Here is a 20,405-nt window from a genome sequence, read left to right on the forward strand (position 1 = left end):
CGGCTCGGGGGCGCGGCGACCTACCTCTCGTCGCGCTCGGTCAGCGCGCCTGCTCGGCGAAGAACTCCGCCCCGGGGATCGCGTCGAGCAGGTCGCGCGTGTACGCGGTCCGCGGCTCCGCGTACACCTGCTCCACCGCGCCCTCCTCGACCACGGTGCCGCCCTGCATGACGAGGACGTCGTCGGCGAGCTGGCGGACCACGGCCAGGTCGTGGGTGATGAACAGGTAGGTCAGGCCCAGCCGGTCCTGCAGGTCGGCCAGCAGGTCGAGGGTCTGCTCCTGCACCAGCACGTCCAGCGCCGACACCGCCTCGTCGCAGACGACGAGGCGCGGTTCGAGGGCCAGCGCGCGGGCGATCGCCACGCGCTGCCGCTGGCCGCCGGACAGCTCGTTGGGCCGGCGCTGGGCCAGCGAGCCCGGCAGCGCGACCTGGTCGAGCAGCTCGGCCACGCGCCGGCGGCGGGACGCGCGGTCGCCGATCCGGGCCACCCGGAGCGGCTCGTCCACGATGTGCTCGATCGAGTACGTGGGGTCCAGGGACGCGTACGGGTCCTGGAACACCGGCTGCATCGCCCGCCGGATCGCCCGGCGCCGGGCCCCGCGGGCGGTCTCGACGACCTCGCCCTCGATGCGGACCTCGCCGGCCGTCGGCGCCACCAGCCCGAGGACGAGCTGGGAGAGCGTGGTCTTGCCCGAGCCCGACTCGCCGACGACGGCCGTGGTCCGGCCCCGGCCGACCCGGAACGACACGTCGTCGACCGCGACGACCTCCTGGCCCCGCTGTCCGCGCAGCCGGTACCGCTTGGTCAGCCCGACCGCCTCGAGCAGCGTGTCCGAAGCCCGCTCCCCACTGGCTTGCACCCCGGCCGGGGCCTCGCCCTGACGCACGGACACGCGGGCCCGGGCGCTGGAGACCGACGGGGCGGCCTCCACGAGCCGCTGGGTGTACGGGTGCTGCGGGCGTCGGAGGATCTGCTCGGTGGGTCCGGCCTCGACGATCTCGCCGGCCGACATGACGACGACCGTGTCCGCGCGGTCGGCGGCCAGGCCCAGGTCGTGGGTGATGAGCATCAGCGACGTGCTCCGCGCGGCCCGGAGCGTCTCCAGGTGGTCGAGGATCTGGCGCTGGACGGTCACGTCGAGCGCGGAGGTGGGCTCGTCGGCGACGAGCAGCTCGGGGGCGCAGGCCAGCCCGATCGCGATGAGCACCCGCTGGCGCATGCCGCCGGAGAACTCGTGCGGGTACTGCCGCGCACGGCGGGCGGCGTCGGGGATGCCGGCCTCCTCCATGAGCTCGACGGCCCGCTGCGTCGCCGCCTTGCCGGTGGCCACGCCGTGCGCCGCGAGCGTCTCGCTGATCTGGCGGCCGACGCGGAGCACCGGGTTGAGGTTGGACATCGGGTCCTGCGGGACGAGCCCGACCTCGCGGCCGCGGAGCCGGAGCAGCCGCTCCCGGCCCGGCCGGGTGATGTCCTCGCCCTTGAAGGTGATGGACCCGCCCGTGACCCGGCCCGAGCCGGGCAGCAGACCGAGCAGCGCGGCCGCGGTCGTCGACTTGCCCGAGCCCGACTCGCCCACGACGGCCAGGCGCTCGCCGGGCGCGATCGAGAACGAGATGCCGTGCAGCACGGTGCGCTCGTGGCCCTCGGTGGTGTAGGCGACCTCCAGGTCGCGCACCTCGAGCACCGGGGTGACGGCCTGCGTCGACCCGGTCGCCTCGGCCCGCGCGCTCATCAGCGGCCCACCGCGTAGCCCTGCTCGCCGCGCGGGTTCGCCGCCGCGAAGAGGACGCCCGTCGTCGGGTCGCGGGTCACCGACGACAGCCGGCCCAGCGTCCAGCCGCCGACGACGTCCACCGCGTGGCCGCGGGCGGCGAGCCCCTCGAGCACGGCCGCCGGCAGCCGGTCCTCGGCCACCACGCCGCGCGGCGTCCAGGTCCGGGGCCAGAACGAGCCCGCCATCGCCGTCGTGTGCAGCGTCGGCGCGTCGATCGCCTGCTGCGGCGACCAGCCGCCGACGAGCACGCGCAGCAGGTAGGCCAGCTGCCACTGGTCCTGCTGGTCGCCGCCGGGGGTGCCCAGCGCGGAGACGCCCACCCCGTCGCGCAGCAGCAGGGTGGGGCTGAGCGTGGTGCGCGGGCGCCGGCCGGGGCGCAGCGCCGACGGCGACTCCTCGTCGAGCCAGGTCATCTGCAGCCGGGTGCCGAGGCAGAAGCCGAGCTCGGGCACGTGCGGCGACGACTGCAGCCACCCGCCGCTCGGGGTGACCGAGACGAGGTTGCCCCAGCGGTCGACGACGTCGACGTGGCAGGTGTCGCCCCGGACGACACCGCTGCTCTCGCCGGCGCGGGACACGGTCGGCTCGCCGACCCCCTCGGCGGCGGGGTCGGGCGACTCCTCGCGCAGCGGCGCGCGGTACGGCTCGCGGCCGGGGACGCTGCCGGGCTGCGGCTCGGCGGACGCCTCCTGGCCGACCAGCGCGCGCCGGTCCGCCGCGTACGCGTCGGAGAGCAGGAGCTCGAGCGGCACCGGCGGCTGGTGGCCGTCCGGGTCGGGGTCGCCGTACCAGGCGTCGCGATCGGCGAGCGCGAGCTTGAGCGCCTCGACGAGGTGGTGGGCGCCGAGGTCGGTCTGCGGGTCGAGCTCCTCGTCGGCGTAGCCCTCGAGGACCTTCAGGGCCTGGAGCAGCACAGGCCCCGAGCCCCAGGCCCCGGTCTTGGCCACGGTCCAGCCGCGGAACGTCGCCGTGGTCGCCGGCTCCCAGGTCGCCCGGTGGACGGCGAAGTCGGCCGGCGTGATCACGGCCGCGTGGTCGCCGCCGTCGCTGTGCCGGTGCGGACGCCCGAGCAGGGCGGTGGCGGCCTGCGGCACGACGCCCGTCGCCCACGCCTCGCGGACGGCGTCGATGCGCTCCTCGCGGGTAGCCGCGCCGGCCCCCGCGTCGAGCAGGCCGCGGAGCACGGCCGCGTACGCCGGGTTGGTCGCCGTGCCGCTGCGCGGCTTCCCGTCGACGAGCCAGAAGTCGGCCGAGGTCGTCCAGTGCCGCTCGAAGAGCTCGCGCACGGAGGCGACGGTCGCGGCGACGCGGTCGACCAACGGGTAGCCGTGCTCGGCGTAGTCGAGGACGAAGGACCAGACGTCGGCGAGCTCGAAGGTGCCGTGGTCGCGCAGCAGCAGCAGCCACGCGTCGACCGCGCCGGGCACCGCGGCGGCCAGACCACCGGCGCCGGGCACCAGGTCGAGGCCCTCGGCGCGGTAGCGCGCGACGCTCGCCGCGGCCGGCGCGGGTCCCTGGCCGACGAGCACCTTCGCCGCACCGTCGCCGCTCACCGCCACGAGGCCGCAGAGGTCGCCGCCGGGACCGTTCAGGTGCGGCTCGACCAGGTGCAGGACGAAGCCGGCGGCGACCGCGGCGTCGAACGCGTTGCCGCCACGCTCGAGGACGGCCTGGCCGGTGGCGCTGGCCAGCCAGTGCGTGGTGGCGCACATGCCGAACGACCCGCGGAGGTCGGGGCGGGTGAGCGGCGCGGGCGGGTTCGGGAACACGGGGGAACTCCTGGTCGTCATCGGCTCGAGGTCGTCGGGTCGAGGGCGTCGCGGAGCGCGTCGCCGAAGAAGTTGAAGCCCAGGCAGATGACCGCGATGGTCACGCCGGGGATGACCGCGGCGGCGGGCGCCCGGAAGATGTACTGCTGCGCGTCGGAGAGCATGATGCCCAGGCTGGGCGCGGGCGGGCGGATGCCGAGGCCGAGGAAGGACAGCGTCGCCTCGCCGATGATCGCGACGGGCATGATCACCGTGGCCTGGACGATCACCGCGGACGCGGCGTTGGGCAGGATGTGCCGCCCGAGGATCCAGCCGCTGCCGGCGTCCATGGCCCGCGCCGACGTCACGAAGTCCGCGCCGCGCCAGCGCAGCGTCTCCGCGCGCACCACCCTGATCATGGTCGGCACCTGCGCGATGCCCAGCGCGAGCGCGGCGTTGGTGAGGCTCGGCCCGCGGACGGCGGCCAGGCCGACGGCCAGGATCAGGAAGGGGAACGCCAGCAGCAGGTCGGTCAGGCGCGAGACGAAGGTGTCGAGGAGGCGCCACCAGCCCGAGACCAGCCCGAGCGGCACCCCGACGACCACGGCGAGCGCGACCGAGAGGACGCCCACCTCCAGGGAGGCGCGGGTGCCGTAGAAGACGCGCGACATGAGGTCGCGGCCCAGGTCGTCGGTGCCCAGCCAGAAGCCCTTCGTCCCCAGCCGCTGGAACGGGGTGTCGAAGTGCACCTGCGTCGGCGGGTAGGGCGCGATGAGCGGGGCGAGGAGCGCGACGAGCACGACGACGAGCAGCAGCCCGGCGCCCACCAGCCCGAGCGGGTTGCGCAGCAGGCTGCGCAGCGCGCGACCCCGGCCGCTGCCGAGGTCGTCGCCACCGCCCGCACCCTCGCCCGGTGTGCTCGACGCGCCCAGCGCCTCGGCGGGCACCACCTGGATCGCCACTACGCCTCCCCTCCCACGCGGATGCGTGGGTTGATCACCGAGTAGAGGACGTCCACCGCGAGGTTGATCACGATGTACGCGGCCGTGACGATGATGACGACCGCCTGGATCACCGGGTAGTCGCGCGTGAACACCGAGTCGAGCGTGAGCTTGCCGAAGCCGGGCAGGCCGAAGATGCGCTCGGTCACCACCGCGCCGGAGATCAGGCCGCCGAGCTGCAGGCCGATGATCGTCACGACGACGATCAGCGAGTTCCGCAGCGCGTAGTCGCGCAGCACCCTCGCCCGGGGCAGCCCCTTGGCCCGCGCGGTGCGGACGTAGTCGGTCGACAGCGTCTCCAGCATCGACGAGCGCGTCTGGCGCATGACCACCGCCGCCAGCGCCGTGCCGAGGATGACCGCGGGCAGCGTCAGGTAGTAGAGGGCGCGCAGCGGGTTCTCGGTGACGGGCACGTAGCCCGACGCGGGGAACAGCCCGAGCGAGACCGACAGGTAGAGGATCGCGAGCAGGCCGAGCCAGAAGTGCGGCACGCTCAGCCCGGCGAGGGAGAAGCCGTTGGCCACCCACTCCGGCCAGCGGCCGCGGTAGACCGCCGCCAGGGCACCGCCGGCGACACCGATGACCACCGCGAGCACCGTCGCGTACAGGGCGAGCCACAGCGTGACCGGCAGCGTCGCGGCGATGAGGTCCGTCACCGGGGTCCCGGTGCGGATCGACGTGCCGAGGTCCCCGTGCGCCAGGTTGCTGAGGAAGCGCCAGAACTGCACGATCACCGGCTGGTCGAGGCCGAGGTCGGTGCGGACCTGGGCGAGGGTGGCCGGGTCGGCCTCCTCGCCGGCCAGCGCCAGTGCCGGGTCGCCGGGCAGCAGCCGGACGCCGACGAAGACGACGAGCGCGGACAGCAGCAGCGTGATGGCCGCCTGCCAGAGCTTGTTGAGCAGGTAGCGCGCCATGGCGGGAACGGTTCAGCCCTCCTGGAGGAACGCGGCGCGGCTGAGCCGGACGACGCCGTCGGGGAAGATCTCGACGCCGCCGGTGTCGCGCGTGTACGCGGCGAGGTTGCGCACCCGGTAGAGGTAGATGATCGGGTTGTCCTCGCGGACCTGGGTCATCACCTTGCCGTAGAGCTCGGCGCGCTCCGCGGTGTCGGTCGACCTGGCGGCCTCGGCCATCGTGTCGTCGACCGTCTGGTTGCTGTAGCCGGCGTAGTTGTTGCCGCCCCCGCTGACGAGGAAGCTGTTCATGTTGCCGTGCGGGTCGATGCGGCCCGACCAGCCGAGCAGGATCGCGTCGAAGTCGCCCGCGCTCTGCTGGTCGAGCAGCGTGGAGTACTCCACGGGCTCGATCTGCAGCGCGAAGCCGCCCGGCTCGAGGGCGGCCTGCAGCGCCGCCGCGAACCGCAGCGACTCGGCGGTGTTCGACGTCTTCACCGTGATCGGGAAGGGGATCTGGACGCCGGCCTGCTGGAGCAGCTCGCGGGCCTTGGCCGGGTCGTGCGGCACGCAGGCCTCGCCCGCGGGGCTGGCGTACGGCGACGTCGGCGGGATCGGCGAGCAGGCGGGTGAGTACCAGTTGTTGAAGACCGAGTTGACGAGCGCGTCGCGGTCGACGGCGTAGGCCAGCGCCAGGCGCACGCGCGGGTCCCTGGCCAGCGGGGTGTCGATCTGCTTCGGCGGTTCGCCGGCGCCGTCGGTGTTGCCGAGGTTGATCGTCATCGCCTGGTAGCCCAGCGAGCTCGTCTGCAGGACGCCGACGTCGCGCTCCTTGACCAGGGCGTCGACGTCCTGGGTGGAGATGCTGTCGGCGACCTGGATGTCGCCCGAGCGCAGGTTGGCCGCGCGGATGTTGGCGTCGGCCATGATCCGGTAGGTCACGGTGTCGAGGTGCACCTGGTCGGCGGCGTAGTAGAGCGGGTCGCGCCGGACGGTGATCGAGGTCTGCGGCACCCGCGCGACGAAGCTGAAGGGCCCGACGCAGGTCGGGTGCTCGCTGAACTTGTCGCCGAGCGCGTCGAGCGCCTTGGGCGACATGATCATGCCGGCGCGGTCGGCGAGCGCCGCGGTCAGCGGGGCGAACGGCGTCTCGTACCGCACGACCACGGTGCGGGCGTCCTTCGCCTCCACCGAGCTGATCGGGCCGAGCTCGCTCTTGCGGGCGGAGGTCTTGAGGGTGAGGTTCCGCTCGAACGTCGTGCGCACGGCCTCCGCGTCGAGGTCGGTGCCGTCGGCGAACTTCACGCCGTCGCGCACCGGGATGGTCACGGTGCGCCCGCCGTCGGTGATGGTGGGCAGGGCGCTGGCCAGCTGCGGCACGACCGTTCCCGAGGCGTCGATGTCGTAGAGCTTCTCGCAGATCGTGTTCATCACGTAGCGCGTGTAGAGCGAGGAGGACGTCGTCGGGTCGAGCTTGTCCGGCTCGGCCGACAGGCCCATGACCAGGTCGCCGCCCGCCCGGACGGCGCGGTCGCCCAGGGGGTCGGAAGGCTGGTCCGGTCGTTCGGGCGCGGGTCCGGACAGCTGGACGTCGTAGCACCCGGGCAGCAGCAGGACGGCCGCGACGAGCGCAAGCAGGGGTGCGCGGCGCCGTCGGCGCGGGGTCGCGGAGGTGCCTCGGTGGCTCGGCAGGGCGGGCTCCTCGGGTCGACGTGGGGGCGATCGTTCAACGAAACCAACCACGTCATACCCAGCCAGGGGAAGGGCTCTCACGGTTTCCTTGGGAATCGTCCGCGGCGGCGAGCGACCTCCGCGGAGCGCCCGCCGACCGGTAACGTCCGGCGCCGGACGCAGGACTCGAGGCGGGTGGACGGGCATGGCGGCGAGCGCACAGACCTGGGCGGAGCGCGAGTACGGGCTCGCGCTGCTCGTGCTGACGGCGGCGACGGGGGCGGTGGACGGCGTCAGCTACCTGGCGCTGGACCGGGTGTTCACGGGCAACATGACCGGGAACGTCCTGTTCGTCGGCTTCGGCCTCACCGGCGTCGACGACATCCCGGTCGTCAACAACCTGGTCGCGCTGCTGACGTTCCTGCTGGGCGCCGCGCTCGGGTCGCGGCTGACCCGGCGTGACGCGGGCGGACCCGTACGGCTCCCCCGCTCCTCGCTGGTCGTGCAGCTCGTGGTCGTGGTGGGGATGTTCGCGCTGGCCGGGGTGTGGCTCGGGGTCGGACGGCTCGGCACGACCGTGATGATCGTGATCACCGGCCTGCTGGCGCTGCTGCTCGGCGCCCAGGCCGCGGCCGTGCGGCACACGGCGATCCGCGACCTCTCCACCGTCGTCGTCACGATGACGATGGTCAACCTGGCCGCCGACAGCCGGCTCGCCGGCGGGGCCGGGGCGGCGTGGTTCCGCCGGGTGGGCGCCGTCGTCACCATGGGCCTCGGCGCGCTCGCGGCGGCCGCGGTCATCCGCTGGCTCGGCGGCCCGTACGCGCTGCTGCTCGCCGGCCTCCTCATGGGCCTCGGCACCCTGCTGCTCGTCCGCGCCCGCCGTGCTGACGCGGGGTACGCAGAGGCGGCCACGACCGCCTGACCAGGCTCTGAGGAACGCTCCCTGAGCCTGTCGAAGGCTCCGAGGAACGCTCCCTGAGCCTGTCGAAGGGCCTCGAAGAGGTCGGCGTCCTCCGGCTCGAGCAACGCCGACCCGTTCCGGGCCCTTCGACGGGCTCAGGGAGCGTCGCTGCCGTCCTGCGCCCTACGAGGGGCGCAGCGAACCTCCTACTCCCACTCGATCGTGCCCGGCGGCTTGCTGGTGATGTCGAGGACCACGCGGTTGACCTCGCGGACCTCGTTGGTGATGCGGGTGCTGATGGTCTCGAGGACCTCGTACGGCAGCCGGCTCCAGTCCGCGGTCATCGCGTCCTCGCTGCTGACCGGGCGCAGGACGACGGGGTGGCCGTACGTGCGACCGTCGCCCTGGACGCCCACGGAACGGACGTCGGCGAGCAGCACGACCGGGAACTGCCACACGTCGCGGTCGAGGCCGGCGGCGGTCAGCTCGGCGCGGGCGACGGCGTCCGCGGCCCGCAGGATCTCCAGGCGGTCGCGGGTGACCTCGCCGATGATGCGGATGCCGAGGCCGGGACCCGGGAACGGCTGGCGCCACACGATCTCCGGCGGCAGCCCGAGCTCGAGACCGACCGCACGCACCTCGTCCTTGAACAGCGTCCGCAGCGGCTCGACGAGGGCGAACTGCAGGTCGTCGGGCAGGCCACCCACGTTGTGGTGGCTCTTGATGTTGGCCGCACCCTCGCCGCCGCCGGACTCGACGACGTCGGGGTAGAGCGTCCCCTGCACGAGGAACTCGACCTCTCCCCCGTCCCCGCCCTGCGCCGCGGCCCGCTCGACGACCCCGCGGGCGGCCACCTCGAACGTCCGGATGAACTCGCGCCCGATGATCTTGCGCTTGGTCTCGGGGTCGGTGACCCCGGCGAGCGCGTCGAGGAACTGCTCGGCGACGTCGACGACGACGAGGTCGACCCCGGTCGCCTCGACGTAGTCGCGCTCGACCTGCTCGGCCTCGCCCGCGCGCAGCAGCCCGTGGTCGACGAACACGCAGGTGAGCTGGTCGCCGACCGCGCGCTGCACGAGCGCGGCGGCGACGGCGGAGTCGACGCCGCCGGAGAGCCCGCAGACGACCTGCTTGTCGCCGACCTGGTCGCGGATCGCACTGACCGCGTCGTCGACGATGCTCGCCGGCGTCCAGTCGGGGCGGCAGCCGGCGAGGTCGAAGAGGAAGTGCTCGAGCACCTTCTGCCCGGCCTGGGTGTGCAGCACCTCGGGGTGCCACTGCACCCCGGCCAGGCCGCGGTCGGTGTCCTCGAAGGCGGCGATCGGCGCTCCCGCGGTGCCGGCCAGCGCCGCGAACCCGGGCGGCGCGGCCTCGACCGAGTCGCCGTGGCTCATCCAGACGGCGAGCTCGTCGGGCAGGCCCTGCAGCAGGGTGCCGGGCACGTCGACGCGGGCCTTGGTCCGGCCGAACTCGCTCAGCCCGGTCCGCGCGACGTCCCCGCCGAGCGCGGAGGCCATGGCCTGGAAGCCGTAGCAGATGCCGAACGCCGGCACGCCCGCCTCGAACAGCCCGGCGTCGACCTGCGGGGCGCCGGGCGCGTACACCGACTGCGGGCCGCCGGACAGGATGATCGCCTTCGGCCGCTTCGCCATCACCTGCTCGACGGTCGCGGTGTGCGGCATGATCTCGGAGAACACGCGCGCCTCGCGCACCCGCCGGGCGATCAGCTGCGCGTACTGCGCGCCGAAGTCGATCACCACGACCAGGTCGTGGTCCCCGGCCTGCTGCAGCGGGGTCGGCTCGAGGGTCTCGGTGCTCGTCATGGGCGTCCTTCGGTCGGGCGACTGGCCAGTCTAGGAGGGTGCGGGACGACCGCCCCGGTGCACCGACGGACCATCAGACGGTCGTGTCCCGCAGCACCGCTTCGTGGTGGCGGACGACCTCGGCGACGATGAAGGCCAGGACCTTCTCCGCGAACTCCGGGTCGAGGCGGGCGTCGACCGCGAGGGCCCGCAGCCGCGCGATCTGCTGCGCCTCGCGCGCGGGGTCGGCCGGCGGCAGCCCGTGGGCGGCCTTGAGGACCCCGACCTGCTGCGTGACGGCGAACCGTTCGGCGAGCAGGTGGACCAGGGCCGCGTCCATGTTGTCGATGCTGTGCCGCAGGCGGGCCAGCTCGTCCGCGACGTCCGGTTCGACCCCGAGAGGAGCAGCAGCCATGGCCGTCATCCTAGTGAGGACGGCGGTCGGCACCCCCGCGCCCGCTCGCGGGTCGAACCGTCGACGTGCGGCTCAGCGCCCGAGGACCGCCTCCTCGGCGTCGACCAGCCCGTAGCCGTCGACCGGGCTCCAGCCCGAGCCGAGCTTGTTGCGCAGCTGGCCGGTCGTCGACCTCCCGCTGGTGCGCCGCACCGTGAGCGAGAGCCCGGAGGAGCGCGTCTTGCCCGAGGGCAGGAGCACGCCGCCGCCGAGCTCGTCGGCGCCGTTGCCCTCGTTGGAACCGCCGTAGCCCGACACCGCGAGGTCGCGGTCGACGCCGAACCGCAGCGTCTGGCCCTTCTTCAGCCCCTTGGCGAAGGTGAGCGTCATCCGGCCGAACTGCCCGGTGCCGTTCGGGCGGGAGTACGAGGCGCTCACGCCCGACGCGTCGAGGCCGCCGTCCGTGCCGCCCACCGTGAAGGGGAAGCCGACCTCGCGCCGCGGCTGCCCCGGGTCGTACGGGCGGGGGTCGAAGACGATCCCGGCGGAGGTGGACGAGCCCGCCTCGCCCGGCGCGGTCGGGCTGGCGGTGCGCCCGTCGAGCGTCACCGAGCGCACCGTCTTGCCGCTGCCGTTGCGCAGGGTGAAGAAGTCGGGGTCGGTCATCGAGCCCGGGAGCAGCTCGCTCTCCCCCGACTGCGCGCCCTCCGCGGTGAGGGTGACGCCGTCGACCTTGCCCTTGGCGAGCGTCGGGTCCAGGTCGTGGGCGAAGGTGGAGTCCTCGAGCTGCGAGCGCAGCTTCGCCGGGCTCAGCGACCGGTCGCGCGAGCGGGCCCGCTGCACGGCCAGCGCGGCGATCCCGGCGGCGTGCGGCGCGGCGGCGCTGGTGCCGAAGAAGTTCGGCTGGTCGTCGGGGTCGAGCGCGGAGTCGGCGTAGAAGAACGTCGTGTTGCCGCCGTCGGCGCTGGCCACCTGGGGCGTGCGGCGGGTCTGCTGGGACTTCGGGAGCCGACGGCCCGCGGAGTCGAACAGGACGCGCAGCGAGCCGCCGGGCGAGGTGAAGCCCTCGGGCAGGAACGGCCGGAACGGGTCGTACGCCGCGACGCCGGTCGCTCCGCGGGCTGCGGCGTGGCCGTAGGTGGCGGGGGCCAGCGGATCGGAGTGCTCGGCGAAGCCGACCGCGCCGTACAGGACGGTGCGCAGGCGCGTCGCGCCCGGCTTCCCCGTGCCCGCCCGGGCCACCACCAGCTGCACCTCGGGGGCGCCGGCGAGGTTCGCGAGCTCCTGCGGGCGGCCGGTGAGCGCGTTGTCGTCGGCGATCTCGGTGAGGAAGGTGCCGTCGGCGTCGAAGAGCAGGACGTTGAAGTCGGTCGTGACGGCCGAGGGGGCCAGGACCGGCCGGACGTCGACGGTGAAGTCGCCGGTCTCGTCGGCGAAGCCGCTCACCGTGACCGTGTACGTCCCCGCCTGGTCCAGCACGGTCCCGAGCACCTCGGGCGAGGAGCCGGTGTCGACCGTGCCGAGGTCGGTGCCGTCCGGTGCCGTCACCGACAGGACGAGATCGGTGTTGCCGCTGGGGATCCCGTCGGTGCGGATCTGCACGGGCGTGCCGAGCTGGTCGGGCGTCGCGGTGAACGAGAACGTCTCCGTAGGGTCCTCCGCGGTGATGATGCCCTCGTCGGTGAGGTAGGGGTCGCCGAGCGTCGGGCCGTCGAGGTCGACGGGGTCGTCCCACTGCAGGTTCAGCAGGCCGCCGCCGGCGCCGATCGCGACGGTCTGGGCCACGTCGACGCCGGCGCCGTTGCGCAGGTCCTGGAAGCCGCCGCTGTAGAGCGCGGGGTCGACGCCGTCGAGCTTGATGTTGCTGGTGGCGAGGGCCTTCTCGGTCGAGACGAGCTTGACCTTGGACGCCCAGGCCTGGTCGACGCCCTCGTTGCCGGCGGAGGTGAAGTAGTGCACACCCGCGGCGGCGACGTCGTCGATGGCGTCGGAGATCGGCCCGTCGGAGAACATCGGCTCGTCGAAGTAGGTGACGTCGTCGACGATCACGTCGGCGCCGCAGGCGTCGGCCGGGTCGGCCAGGCGACGGATGTTCTGCGCGAACCCGAGGGGACCGGTGGACGCGGTGGCGAAGCACAGCCTGGCGGCGGGGGCGACGTCGTGGGCGATCTGGAGCATGGCCCGTCCCTCGTCGGTGGCGCCCGGGCGGTAGTCCTCGAGGACGGCGACCGGCGTGGGGTTGGCCGGGTTGCCGGGCCCGGGCAGGTCGCCGCTCGCGACGTCCTGCGCGGCGTGGACCGCCAGCAGGGCGCCGTCGGCGGTCCCGGTCGCCTCGTCGTAGGAGTCCGAGAGGGCGCCGATGGTCACGCCGGCGCCGTCCAGCCCGCGCTTGTTCACCTGGCTCACGCGCTGCAGCGCGACGCCCTGGGAGGTCGCGCTGCCGACGCGGGTCGCCGGCCTGACCGCCGCCGACAGGGACCCGCGCCCGGGCAGGGCCTTGAGCGCCGGCACCGCGTCGAGGGCCACGAAGCCCTCCAGCGTCCCGCGGTCGGGGTCGGTCGCGCGCACGTCGAGCCCGGCCCGCTCCGCGGCACGGCGGAACGCCGCCCGGTCGGTCCCGGCCTGCGGCGTGAGGTCGACGAGCACCCGCCCGTCCGCGTCGCGGATGGCGAGCCCGGCCTGGTCGGCGCGAGCGCCGGCGGCCCGGCGCTGAGCCCGTCCCTGCGTCGAGCCCTGCTGCTGCGCGAGGAGCTGCCCGAGGCCCCCGCCGAGGGACCGGTCGACCTTCGCGGGGCGGGCCGGCGGGGGCGCGGCCTGCGTGGAGGTCGGGACCGTCACCACGGTCACGCCGACGGCCAGCGCGGCGAGTCCGGCCACCCACCCTCGTGCTGCTCGGGACACGGAGCTCTCCATCGGTCGTCGTAGGGGCACTGGCGACGAAACCTAGGTGATAAGTACGGGTCGTGGAGGAGTGTCCGGCGAATTGGCCGCGAACGTTCTCCGACGCCTCGGAGGCCCGGGTGGGGCGGGTCAGCCCAGCACGACCTCGACCCGCTGGAACTCCTTGACGTCGGAGTAGCCGGTCGTGGCCATGGCCTTGCGGAGCCCGCCGACGAGGTTCATGGTGCCGTCGGAGACGGTCGAGGGGCCCAGCACGATCTCCTCGAGCGTGCCGACGGTGCCGTAGTGCGCCCGCTCGCCGCGCGGCAGGGTCGCGTGCCACGCCTCCGGTCCCCAGTGGAACCCGCGACCCGGAGCCTCCACGGCCTTGGCCAGCGGCGAGCCGACCATGACCGCGTCCGCGCCGCAGGCGATGGCCTTGGCGATGTCGCCGGACCGGCCGACCGAGCCGTCGGCGATGACGTGGACGTAGCGGCCGCCGGACTCGTCGAGGTAGTCGCGGCGCGCCGCCGCGACGTCGGAGGTGGCCGACGCCATGGGCACCGCGACGCCGAGGACCGAGCGCGTGGTGTCCGCCGCTCCCCCGCCGAACCCGACGAGCACGCCCGCCGCGCCCGTGCGCATCAGGTGCAGCGCGGCCTGGTAGGTCGCGCACCCGCCGACGATCACGGGGACGTCGAGGTCGTAGATGAACTGCTTGAGGTTCAGCGGCTCGACCTCACGGCTGACGTGCTCGGCCGACACCGTCGTGCCGCGGATGACGAAGAAGTCGACGCCGGAGTCGACGACGTGCTTGGCGTACGCCTGGGTGTTCTGCGGCGAGAGCGCGCCGGCGGCGACGACGCCCGCGGAGCGGATCTCCGCGATGCGCGCGCCGATGAGCTCGGGCTTGATCGGCTCGGCGTAGATCTCCTGCATGGTCCGCGTCGCCGCGGTGGGGTCGGGCTCGGCCGCGATCGTCTCGAGCAGCGGCTCCGGGTCCTCGTAGCGGGTCCACAGGCCCTCGAGGTTCAGCACGCCCAGCCCGCCGAGGCGCCCGAGCAGGATCGCGGTCTGCGGCGACATCACCGAGTCCATCGGCGCGGCCAGCAGCGGGAACGCGAACGTCCCGGCGTCGATCCGCCAGCTCAGCGAGACCTCCTCCTCGCCGCGCGTGCGCCGCGAGGGCACGATCGACACGTCGTCGAACGCGAACGCCCGCTCGGCCCGCTTGTTCCGCCCGATCTCGACCACCATGCCGGTGATTCTCGCGCATCGCGCGGCGCGTGTCCTCGCGCGCTCAGCGACCGCCGCGCAGGTGCTCCTGCATGAGCGCCTCGAGCTCGTCCTCGGTGAGCCCGTCGGCACGGTCCGCGTGGTGGCGGTCGGAGCGCACCCAGCGCACGAACAGGGCCAGCAGGATCGGCAGGTCGGCGACCTCCGCGATCGACCAGAGCAGGTCGCCGGACCAGTGCTGGTCGGTCAGCGGCCCCGGGAACCACGTCGGCAGCGCGCCGGCCACGGCCCCCACCCCGTCGAGCACGTGCCCGGTGAGCCGCAGCACGAGGCCCGGGATCGAGTCCAGCACGAGCTCCAGGAACGCGAAGAGGAACTCCGCGGCGAGGAAGACCTCGCTGCGCAGCCCCGAGTGGGCCGCGATCGGCAGCACGAACAGCAGGCCGAGGACCGGCAGCACCAGGCTCGTCCCCTCCTCCGCGAGCACGCTGGTGCGCCAGGCGCCGGCCAGCGGGGTGAGGAACACGCAGAACAGCGCGCACCCCGCCACCGGGGCGACGATCGCGTTGCCCAGCAGCCGCACCGGGCGCGAGCCGACCACCCGCCGAACCCCGTCCGCACCCCGGTCGGGCAGGGCCGCGTAGGCGAGGTCGAGCGGGCGCCCGAGCAGGCTCAGCAGGGGCACGACCAGCAGCAGCAGCGCGACCCGCGTGGTGAAGGCCCAGCGCAGCGCCGTGCTCTCGGCCCCGAGGAAGCCGAAGGAGATGGCCGCGTACGAACCGAGGCCGGCCAGCACGAAGCCGAGGGTGCGCCGTACCGGCCACCGGCCGCCCGCCGCGCGGACACGGCGCACGCCGGCGACGTACGCGAGCAGGACGAGCGCCATCGCCACGGCCGCGGCCGGGTCGAGCCGCCAGGTGGAGAGGTAGGTCGCTGCCGGGGGCACGCGGGCGCCTAGCCGCTGTAGTTCGGCGCCTCGACGGTCATCTGGATGTCGTGGGGGTGCGACTCGCGCAGGCCGGCGGACGTGATCCGCACGAACGAGCCGTTCTGCTTGAGCTCGCCGATCGTCGAGGCGCCGGTGTAGAACATCGACTGGCGCAGGCCGCCGACGAGCTGGTACGCCACCGCGGCGAGCGGGCCGCGGAACGGCACCTGGCCCTCGATGCCCTCGGGCACGAGGTTGGCGTCGGAGCTGACGTCGCCCTGGAAGTAGCGGTCCTTGGAGTACGACGCCGAGCGCCCGCGCGAGGCCATCGCGCCGAGCGAGCCCATGCCCCGGTAGGCCTTGAACTGCTTGCCGTTGACGAAGATCAGCTGGCCCGGGCTCTCCTCGCAGCCGGCGAGCAGCGAGCCGAGCATGACGGTGTCCGCGCCCGCGACGAGCGCCTTGGCGATGTCGCCGGAGTACTGCAGGCCGCCGTCGCCGATCAGCGGGACGCCGGCGGGCCGGCAGGCCAGCGAGGCGTTGTGGATCGCGGTCACCTGCGGGACGCCCACGCCGGCGACCACGCGGGTGGTGCAGATCGATCCCGGCCCGACACCGACCTTGACCCCGTCCACCCCGGCCTCGACGAGGGCCTTGGCGCCGGCGTACGTGGCGACGTTCCCGCCGACCACGTCGACGTGCGCCGCCGCGGGGTCGGCCTTGAGGCGCCGGACCATCTCCAGGACGCCCTGGGAGTGCCCGTGGGCGGTGTCGACGACGAGCAGGTCGACGCCCTCCTCGACGAGCGACATCGCCCGCTTCCACGAGTCGCCGAAGAAGCCGACGGCCGCGCCGACGCGGAGCCGGCCCTGGTCGTCCTTGCTCGCGTCGGGGTACTGGTCGGCCTTGACGAAGTCCTTGAGCGTGATGAGGCCGCGCAGCCGGCCGCCGTCGTCGACGAGGGGCAGCTTCTCGATCTTGTTCGCCGCGAGGAGCGCCATGGCGTCCTCGCCCTTGATCCCGACGTGGCCGGTGACGAGCGGCATCTTGGTCATGACGGCGCCGACGAGGCGGGTCGGGTCGGTCTCGAAGCGCATGTCCCGGTTGGTGACGATGCCGAGCAGGCGCAGGTCGCGGTCGACGACCGGGACGCCGGAGATGTGGAAGCGGGCGCAGAGGGCGTCGGCCTCGCCGATGGTGGCGTCCGGAGAGATCGTGATCGGCTCGTCGACCATGCCGGCCTCGGAGCGCTTGACGAAGTCGACCTGGTGGGCCTGGTCCTCGATGGAGAGGTTGCGGTGGATGATCCCGAGCCCGCCCTGGCGGGCGATCGCGATGGCCATGCGCGACTCGGTCACGGTGTCCATGGGCGAGGAGATCAGCGGGATCTTCACGCTGATCCGCTTCGACACCCGGGTGGAGGTGTCGGCGTGGGACGGGATGACGTCGCTCTCGTGCGGCTGCAGCAGCACGTCGTCGAAGGTCAGGCCGAGCGCCGCGAACGGGGCCGGCACGCCGGGTCCGGAGTCCGGGCCCTGCTGGTCGTAGGAGGTGACGTCAGCGGCGGGTCGCGAGGTGTCGGCGGGCGGCTGCCCCGGGAGCATGGGCACGGCAGGGTCCTTCTGGCGCAGGCGGAGAGCCCACTGTAGCGCCGCGGTTCGTCGGGACATTCCCGTCGGAACCCGGAAGCACCCGACCTCGGCTCAGGCTGGGCGGAACGGCCGAACCAGTCGTGCAGGGAGCGGACGCGAAGCGAGCGTCCGGGCCGCGGCGGCGTCTGGACGAGGAGCGAGGGCCGGACACGCTTTTCGTCCGGCCCTCGCGACGAGGAAGACGCCGTCAGGAGCGGCCCAGCGAGCGAGCCAAGGTCACGCCGCGACAGGAGCCTTCCACCGGTCGGCGAAGCGCTCGCGGTGGTCCTCCGACTCCGCGACCAGGCGGCGCAGCCGCGTGAGCGCGCGGTGCTGGGTGACGCGCACGGCGTTGGCGGTGAGGCCGACGATGGCGCCGACGTCCTCCGCGCTCATCCCCTCGGCGCGCAGGCGCACGACCTGCGCCATCCGCGGGGGGAGCCGCTCGAGGAGGGCGAGCGCCGCCTCGACGTCGGAGCGCGCCATCGTCTGCTGCTCGGGGTCGAGCGAGGGCTCGGCCTGCTCCGGCAGCTCCTCGACGACCTGGAACGGCGTACGGGCGTAGCGGCGCTGGGCGTCGGCGACCTTGTTGGAGGCGATCGCGTAGACGAGGGCCGCGAAGGGCGCGCCCTGGTCCTGGTAGCGCGGCAGGACGTCGACCACGGCGAGGCAGACCTCCTGGGTCACGTCCTCGGCCACCTCGACGCCACCGCTGTAGGTCGCCAGCCGGGCGCGGCAGTAGCGGTGCACCGCCTTGCGCACGGCGGCGATGAGCTGGTTGAGCGCATGGGCCTCACCGGCGCGAGCACGCGCCACGAGGTCGTGGTCAGAGAGAGCCTGGCCGAGATCCGTGTTCGTCACGAGAGGACTCCATTCACTCCCCGAGTGGATGGTCAGTGCACGAGCTGCCGCAGGGCTCCGGCGGGGTCCGCCGGGAGTGGTCCACGGGTCTTGCTGGGTGGTTCAGGAGGTTCCCGACCTCCGAGCCATCGCTGCCCCTTGTGAGCGATCCCCCGAACGCCTCACGGATGATTCTCATGGAACACCGTTGTCAATTACCAGTCAGGGGGTCATCGTTATCGAATCGTGATCGCTCGACTGTTGCGCTACTTCCCCAAGTAGTTCTCAACAGCGCGTACTACACGCTTCAACGATCACTCGAAGATCTGCTGGCCCGAACGCCGTACGGTTCCGGCCCGCCGCGCCCGTGAGGTCGCCGCCTGCTGCCGCCAGCACTCCTCGGCCCCGACCGGCCGAGCCCCTCGTCCGTCGAGCGGTGGTTCCTCCCGGTCGCAGGCTCGCGCGGCCCGGGAACCGCTACCGCTCGCCCAGGAGGGGGTCCTGAGGCTCGCGCGCGACTTCTGGCAGCCCATGGCACGTCGGGGCCCACGAACAAGCCCCGGAACGGCACGAGGCCGCCCCGCCGGGTGGCGGGACGGCCTCGTGAGGGTCTTGCTGGTGCTACCGGGCGAGAGGTTCCTCAGTGCGCGTGGCCGTGGCCACCCGCAGCGGCGGGCTCCTCCTCCTCGGGCTTGTCCACCACGAGGGTCTCCGTGGTGAGCAGCAGCGCCGCGATCGACGCGGCGTTGGCCAGCGCGGAGCGCGTGACCTTGACGGGGTCGATGACCCCGGCGCCGATCAGGTCCCCGTACTCGCCGGTCGCCGCGTTGTAGCCCGAACCGGGCTCCATCTCGGCCACCTTGGCGGTGACGACGTAGCCCTGGACGCCACCGTTCTCGGCGATCCAGCGCAGCGGCTCGACGACCGCGCGGCGGACGATGCCGACGCCGGTCTTCTCGTCACCGGTCAGGCCCAGGTCGCCGTCCAGCGCCTTCGACGCGTGGATGACGGCCGAGCCGCCGCCGGCGACGATGCCCTCCTCGATGGCGGCACGCGTCGCGGACACGGCGTCCTCGATGCGGTGCTTCTTCTCCTTGAGCTCGACCTCGGTGGCCGCGCCGACCTTGATCACGCAGACGCCGCCGGCGAGCTTGGCGACCCGCTCCTGCAGCTTCTCGCGGTCCCAGTCGGAGTCGGTCCGCTCGATCTCGGCCGAGAGCTGCGCCACGCGGGCCTTGACGGCCTCCGCGTCGCCCGCGCCGTCGACGATCGTCGTGTTGTCCTTGGTCACCACGACGCGGCGGGCACGGCCCAGCACCTCGAGGCCGACCTGGTCGAGCTTGAGCCCGACCTCGGGCGCCACGACGGTGCCGCCGGTGAGGATCGCGATGTCCTCGAGCATGGCCTTGCGGCGGTCGCCGAAGGCCGGGGCCTTGACCGACACCGAGGTGAAGGTGCCGCGGATCTTGTTGACCACGAGCGTCGAGAGCGCCTCGCCGTCGACGTCCTCGGCCACCACGAAGAGGGTGCCGGACGCGCCGATGACCTTCTCCAGCAGCGGGAGGAGGTCGCTCATCGAGGAGACCTTGCCCGAGTTGATCAGGATGTAGGGGTTCTCGAGGACCGCCTCCATCCGCTCCGGGTCGGTCACGAAGTACGGCGACAGGTAACCCTTGTCGAACTGCATGCCCTCGGTGAACTCGAGCTCGGTGCCCATGGTGTTCGACTCGTCGACGGTGATGACGCCGTCCTTGCCGACCTTGTCGAACGCCTCGGCGATGAGCCCGCCGATCTCGGCGTCACGCGCGGAGATGGTGGCGACCGACGCCATGTCGGAGGTCGTCTGGACCTCACGGGCGTTCTCGTGCAGGCGCTCGGTGATGGCCGAGACGGCCGCGTCGATGCCGCGCTTGAGGCCGACCGGGTTGGCACCGGAGGCCACGGCGCGCAGGCCCTCGTGCACGAGCGCCTGGGCGAGGACGGTCGCCGTCGTCGTGCCGTCGCCGGCGACGTCGTTGGTCTTGGTGGCGACCTCCTTGGCGAGCTGCGCGCCGAGGTTCTCGTACGGGTCGTCGAGCTCGACCTCACGGGCGACGGTCACGCCGTCGTTCGTGATGGTGGGAGCGCCCCACTTCTTGTCGAGGACGACGTAGCGGCCCTTCGGGCCGAGGGTCACCTTGACGGTGTTGGCGAGGGTGTCGACGCCACGCTCGAGCGAGCGGCGCGCCTCCTCGTCGAACTGGAGGATCTTGGCCATGTGTGTGCGGTTCCTCTGCTCGGGTGCTGCGGAGCTACTTGGTGACGACCGCGAGGATGTCGCGGGCGTTCAGCAGCAGCAGGTCGTTGCCGTCGTAGCGCACCTCGGTGCCGCCGTACTTGCTGAAGATGACGACGTCGCCCTCGGCGACGTCGAGCGGGACGCGCTGGCCGTTGTCGTCGATGCGACCCGGGCCGGTCGCGATGACCTTGCCCTCCTGCGGCTTCTCCTTGGCGGTGTCCGGGATGACCAGACCGAAGGAGGTGGTGGTCTCTGCTTCGAGCGGCTGGACGAGGATGCGGTCCTCGAGCGGCTTGATCGTGCTGGCCACGTCAGGCCCCTTTCAGGATGTGTGCGGATGTTCTGCGGTCAAGAGCTGTGCTGCCGGGGTGCGGGGCGCCGTCGCGGGGCCGTCCCGTCCACCCACGCCGACCGAGGCCGGC

General features: G+C 73.3%; 15 protein-coding genes. 1 reads left to right on the top strand and 14 read right to left on the bottom strand.

Annotated features, from left to right (window positions below):
- Positions 1-40: 40 nt before the first annotated feature.
- The 5 genes from BMY04_RS19205 to BMY04_RS19225 are packed head-to-tail and all read right to left on the bottom strand — an operon-like array spanning position 41 to position 7,162.
- On the bottom strand, positions 41-1,735 hold the full coding sequence (locus BMY04_RS19205) for a dipeptide ABC transporter ATP-binding protein (RefSeq protein ID WP_091185305.1): 1,695 nt from the start codon (positions 1,733-1,735) through the stop codon (positions 41-43).
- Positions 1,735-3,546: a gamma-glutamyltransferase family protein gene (locus tag BMY04_RS19210; protein WP_332452341.1), complete on the bottom strand. Its 1,812-nt coding sequence runs from the start codon at positions 3,544-3,546 to the stop codon at positions 1,735-1,737. Before BMY04_RS19210 ends, BMY04_RS19205 begins: the two co-directional genes overlap by 1 nt.
- A gap of 17 nt (positions 3,547-3,563) precedes the next feature.
- The gene (locus BMY04_RS19215) at positions 3,564-4,487 is read right to left on the bottom strand and encodes an ABC transporter permease (RefSeq protein ID WP_232506513.1); all 924 of its coding nucleotides are present in this window, start codon (positions 4,485-4,487) and stop codon (positions 3,564-3,566) included.
- Complete coding sequence (locus tag BMY04_RS19220; protein ID WP_091185312.1) at positions 4,487-5,440, bottom strand: ABC transporter permease; 954 nt, start codon at positions 5,438-5,440, stop codon at positions 4,487-4,489. The genes BMY04_RS19215 and BMY04_RS19220 overlap by 1 nt, the downstream gene beginning before the upstream one ends.
- A gap of 12 nt (positions 5,441-5,452) precedes the next feature.
- Positions 5,453-7,162 carry an ABC transporter substrate-binding protein gene (locus BMY04_RS19225; RefSeq protein ID WP_198410283.1) on the bottom strand — a complete coding sequence of 570 codons (1,710 nt, stop codon included), beginning with the start codon at positions 7,160-7,162 and terminating at the stop codon, positions 5,453-5,455.
- Positions 7,163-7,295: 133 nt separating this feature from the next.
- Between BMY04_RS19225 and BMY04_RS19230 the strand changes: the two genes are divergently transcribed.
- Positions 7,296-8,015 carry a YoaK family protein gene (locus tag BMY04_RS19230; RefSeq protein WP_091185319.1) on the top strand — a complete coding sequence of 240 codons (720 nt, stop codon included), beginning with the start codon at positions 7,296-7,298 and terminating at the stop codon, positions 8,013-8,015.
- Positions 8,016-8,200: 185 nt separating this feature from the next.
- Here BMY04_RS19230 and guaA read toward each other — a convergent pair whose 3' ends face one another.
- The 9 genes from guaA to groES all read right to left on the bottom strand — a co-directional run bounded on the left by guaA (position 8,201) and on the right by groES (position 20,293).
- On the bottom strand, positions 8,201-9,817 hold the full coding sequence (gene guaA, locus BMY04_RS19235) for a glutamine-hydrolyzing GMP synthase (protein WP_091185323.1): 1,617 nt from the start codon (positions 9,815-9,817) through the stop codon (positions 8,201-8,203).
- Between the two features lie 73 nt (positions 9,818-9,890).
- Positions 9,891-10,211, bottom strand: coding sequence for a chorismate mutase (locus tag BMY04_RS19240; RefSeq protein ID WP_198410284.1), 321 nt, complete (start codon positions 10,209-10,211; stop codon positions 9,891-9,893).
- Between the two features lie 72 nt (positions 10,212-10,283).
- Positions 10,284-13,067, bottom strand: a complete 2,784-nt coding sequence (locus BMY04_RS19245; protein WP_091185329.1) for a S8 family serine peptidase — start codon at positions 13,065-13,067, stop codon at positions 10,284-10,286.
- Between the two features lie 153 nt (positions 13,068-13,220).
- A complete protein-coding gene (locus BMY04_RS19250) occupies positions 13,221-14,324 on the bottom strand; it encodes a GuaB3 family IMP dehydrogenase-related protein (protein ID WP_198410303.1) in 1,104 nt (367 codons plus the stop codon).
- Between the two features lie 46 nt (positions 14,325-14,370).
- Complete coding sequence (locus tag BMY04_RS19255; RefSeq protein WP_198410285.1) at positions 14,371-15,252, bottom strand: cytochrome c oxidase assembly protein; 882 nt, start codon at positions 15,250-15,252, stop codon at positions 14,371-14,373.
- 8 nt (positions 15,253-15,260) lie between these two features.
- Complete coding sequence (gene guaB, locus BMY04_RS19260; protein ID WP_091185717.1) at positions 15,261-16,838, bottom strand: IMP dehydrogenase; 1,578 nt, start codon at positions 16,836-16,838, stop codon at positions 15,261-15,263.
- 264 nt (positions 16,839-17,102) lie between these two features.
- Positions 17,103-17,726 carry a sigma-70 family RNA polymerase sigma factor gene (locus BMY04_RS19265; protein WP_170854231.1) on the bottom strand — a complete coding sequence of 208 codons (624 nt, stop codon included), beginning with the start codon at positions 17,724-17,726 and terminating at the stop codon, positions 17,103-17,105.
- A 619-nt stretch (positions 17,727-18,345) separates the two neighbouring features.
- Positions 18,346-19,962, bottom strand: a complete 1,617-nt coding sequence (groL, locus tag BMY04_RS19270; protein ID WP_091185342.1) for a chaperonin GroEL — start codon at positions 19,960-19,962, stop codon at positions 18,346-18,348.
- A gap of 34 nt (positions 19,963-19,996) precedes the next feature.
- Positions 19,997-20,293, bottom strand: coding sequence for a co-chaperone GroES (gene groES, locus BMY04_RS19275; protein ID WP_091072411.1), 297 nt, complete (start codon positions 20,291-20,293; stop codon positions 19,997-19,999).
- Between the last annotated feature and the right edge of the window lie 112 nt (positions 20,294-20,405).

Origin of the sequence: Microlunatus flavus, from assembly GCF_900110855.1 — a bacterium.
GTDB classification, from domain to species: domain Bacteria; phylum Actinomycetota; class Actinomycetes; order Propionibacteriales; family Propionibacteriaceae; genus Microlunatus; species Microlunatus flavus.

What these genes read in the sequence shown, in the direction of transcription:
- BMY04_RS19230 (WP_091185319.1), top strand. Translation starts at nt 7,296, where the DNA reads ATGGCGGCGAGCGCACAGACCTGGGCGGAGCGCGAGTACGGGCTCGCG.
- guaA (WP_091185323.1), bottom strand. Translation starts at nt 9,817, where the DNA reads ATGACGAGCACCGAGACCCTCGAGCCGACCCCGCTGCAGCAGGCCGGG.
- BMY04_RS19205 (WP_091185305.1), bottom strand. Translation starts at nt 1,735, where the DNA reads ATGAGCGCGCGGGCCGAGGCGACCGGGTCGACGCAGGCCGTCACCCCG.
- BMY04_RS19240 (WP_198410284.1), bottom strand. Translation starts at nt 10,211, where the DNA reads ATGGCTGCTGCTCCTCTCGGGGTCGAACCGGACGTCGCGGACGAGCTG.
- guaB (WP_091185717.1), bottom strand. Translation starts at nt 16,838, where the DNA reads ATGCTCCCGGGGCAGCCGCCCGCCGACACCTCGCGACCCGCCGCTGAC.
- groL (WP_091185342.1), bottom strand. Translation starts at nt 19,962, where the DNA reads ATGGCCAAGATCCTCCAGTTCGACGAGGAGGCGCGCCGCTCGCTCGAG.
- BMY04_RS19220 (WP_091185312.1), bottom strand. Translation starts at nt 5,440, where the DNA reads ATGGCGCGCTACCTGCTCAACAAGCTCTGGCAGGCGGCCATCACGCTG.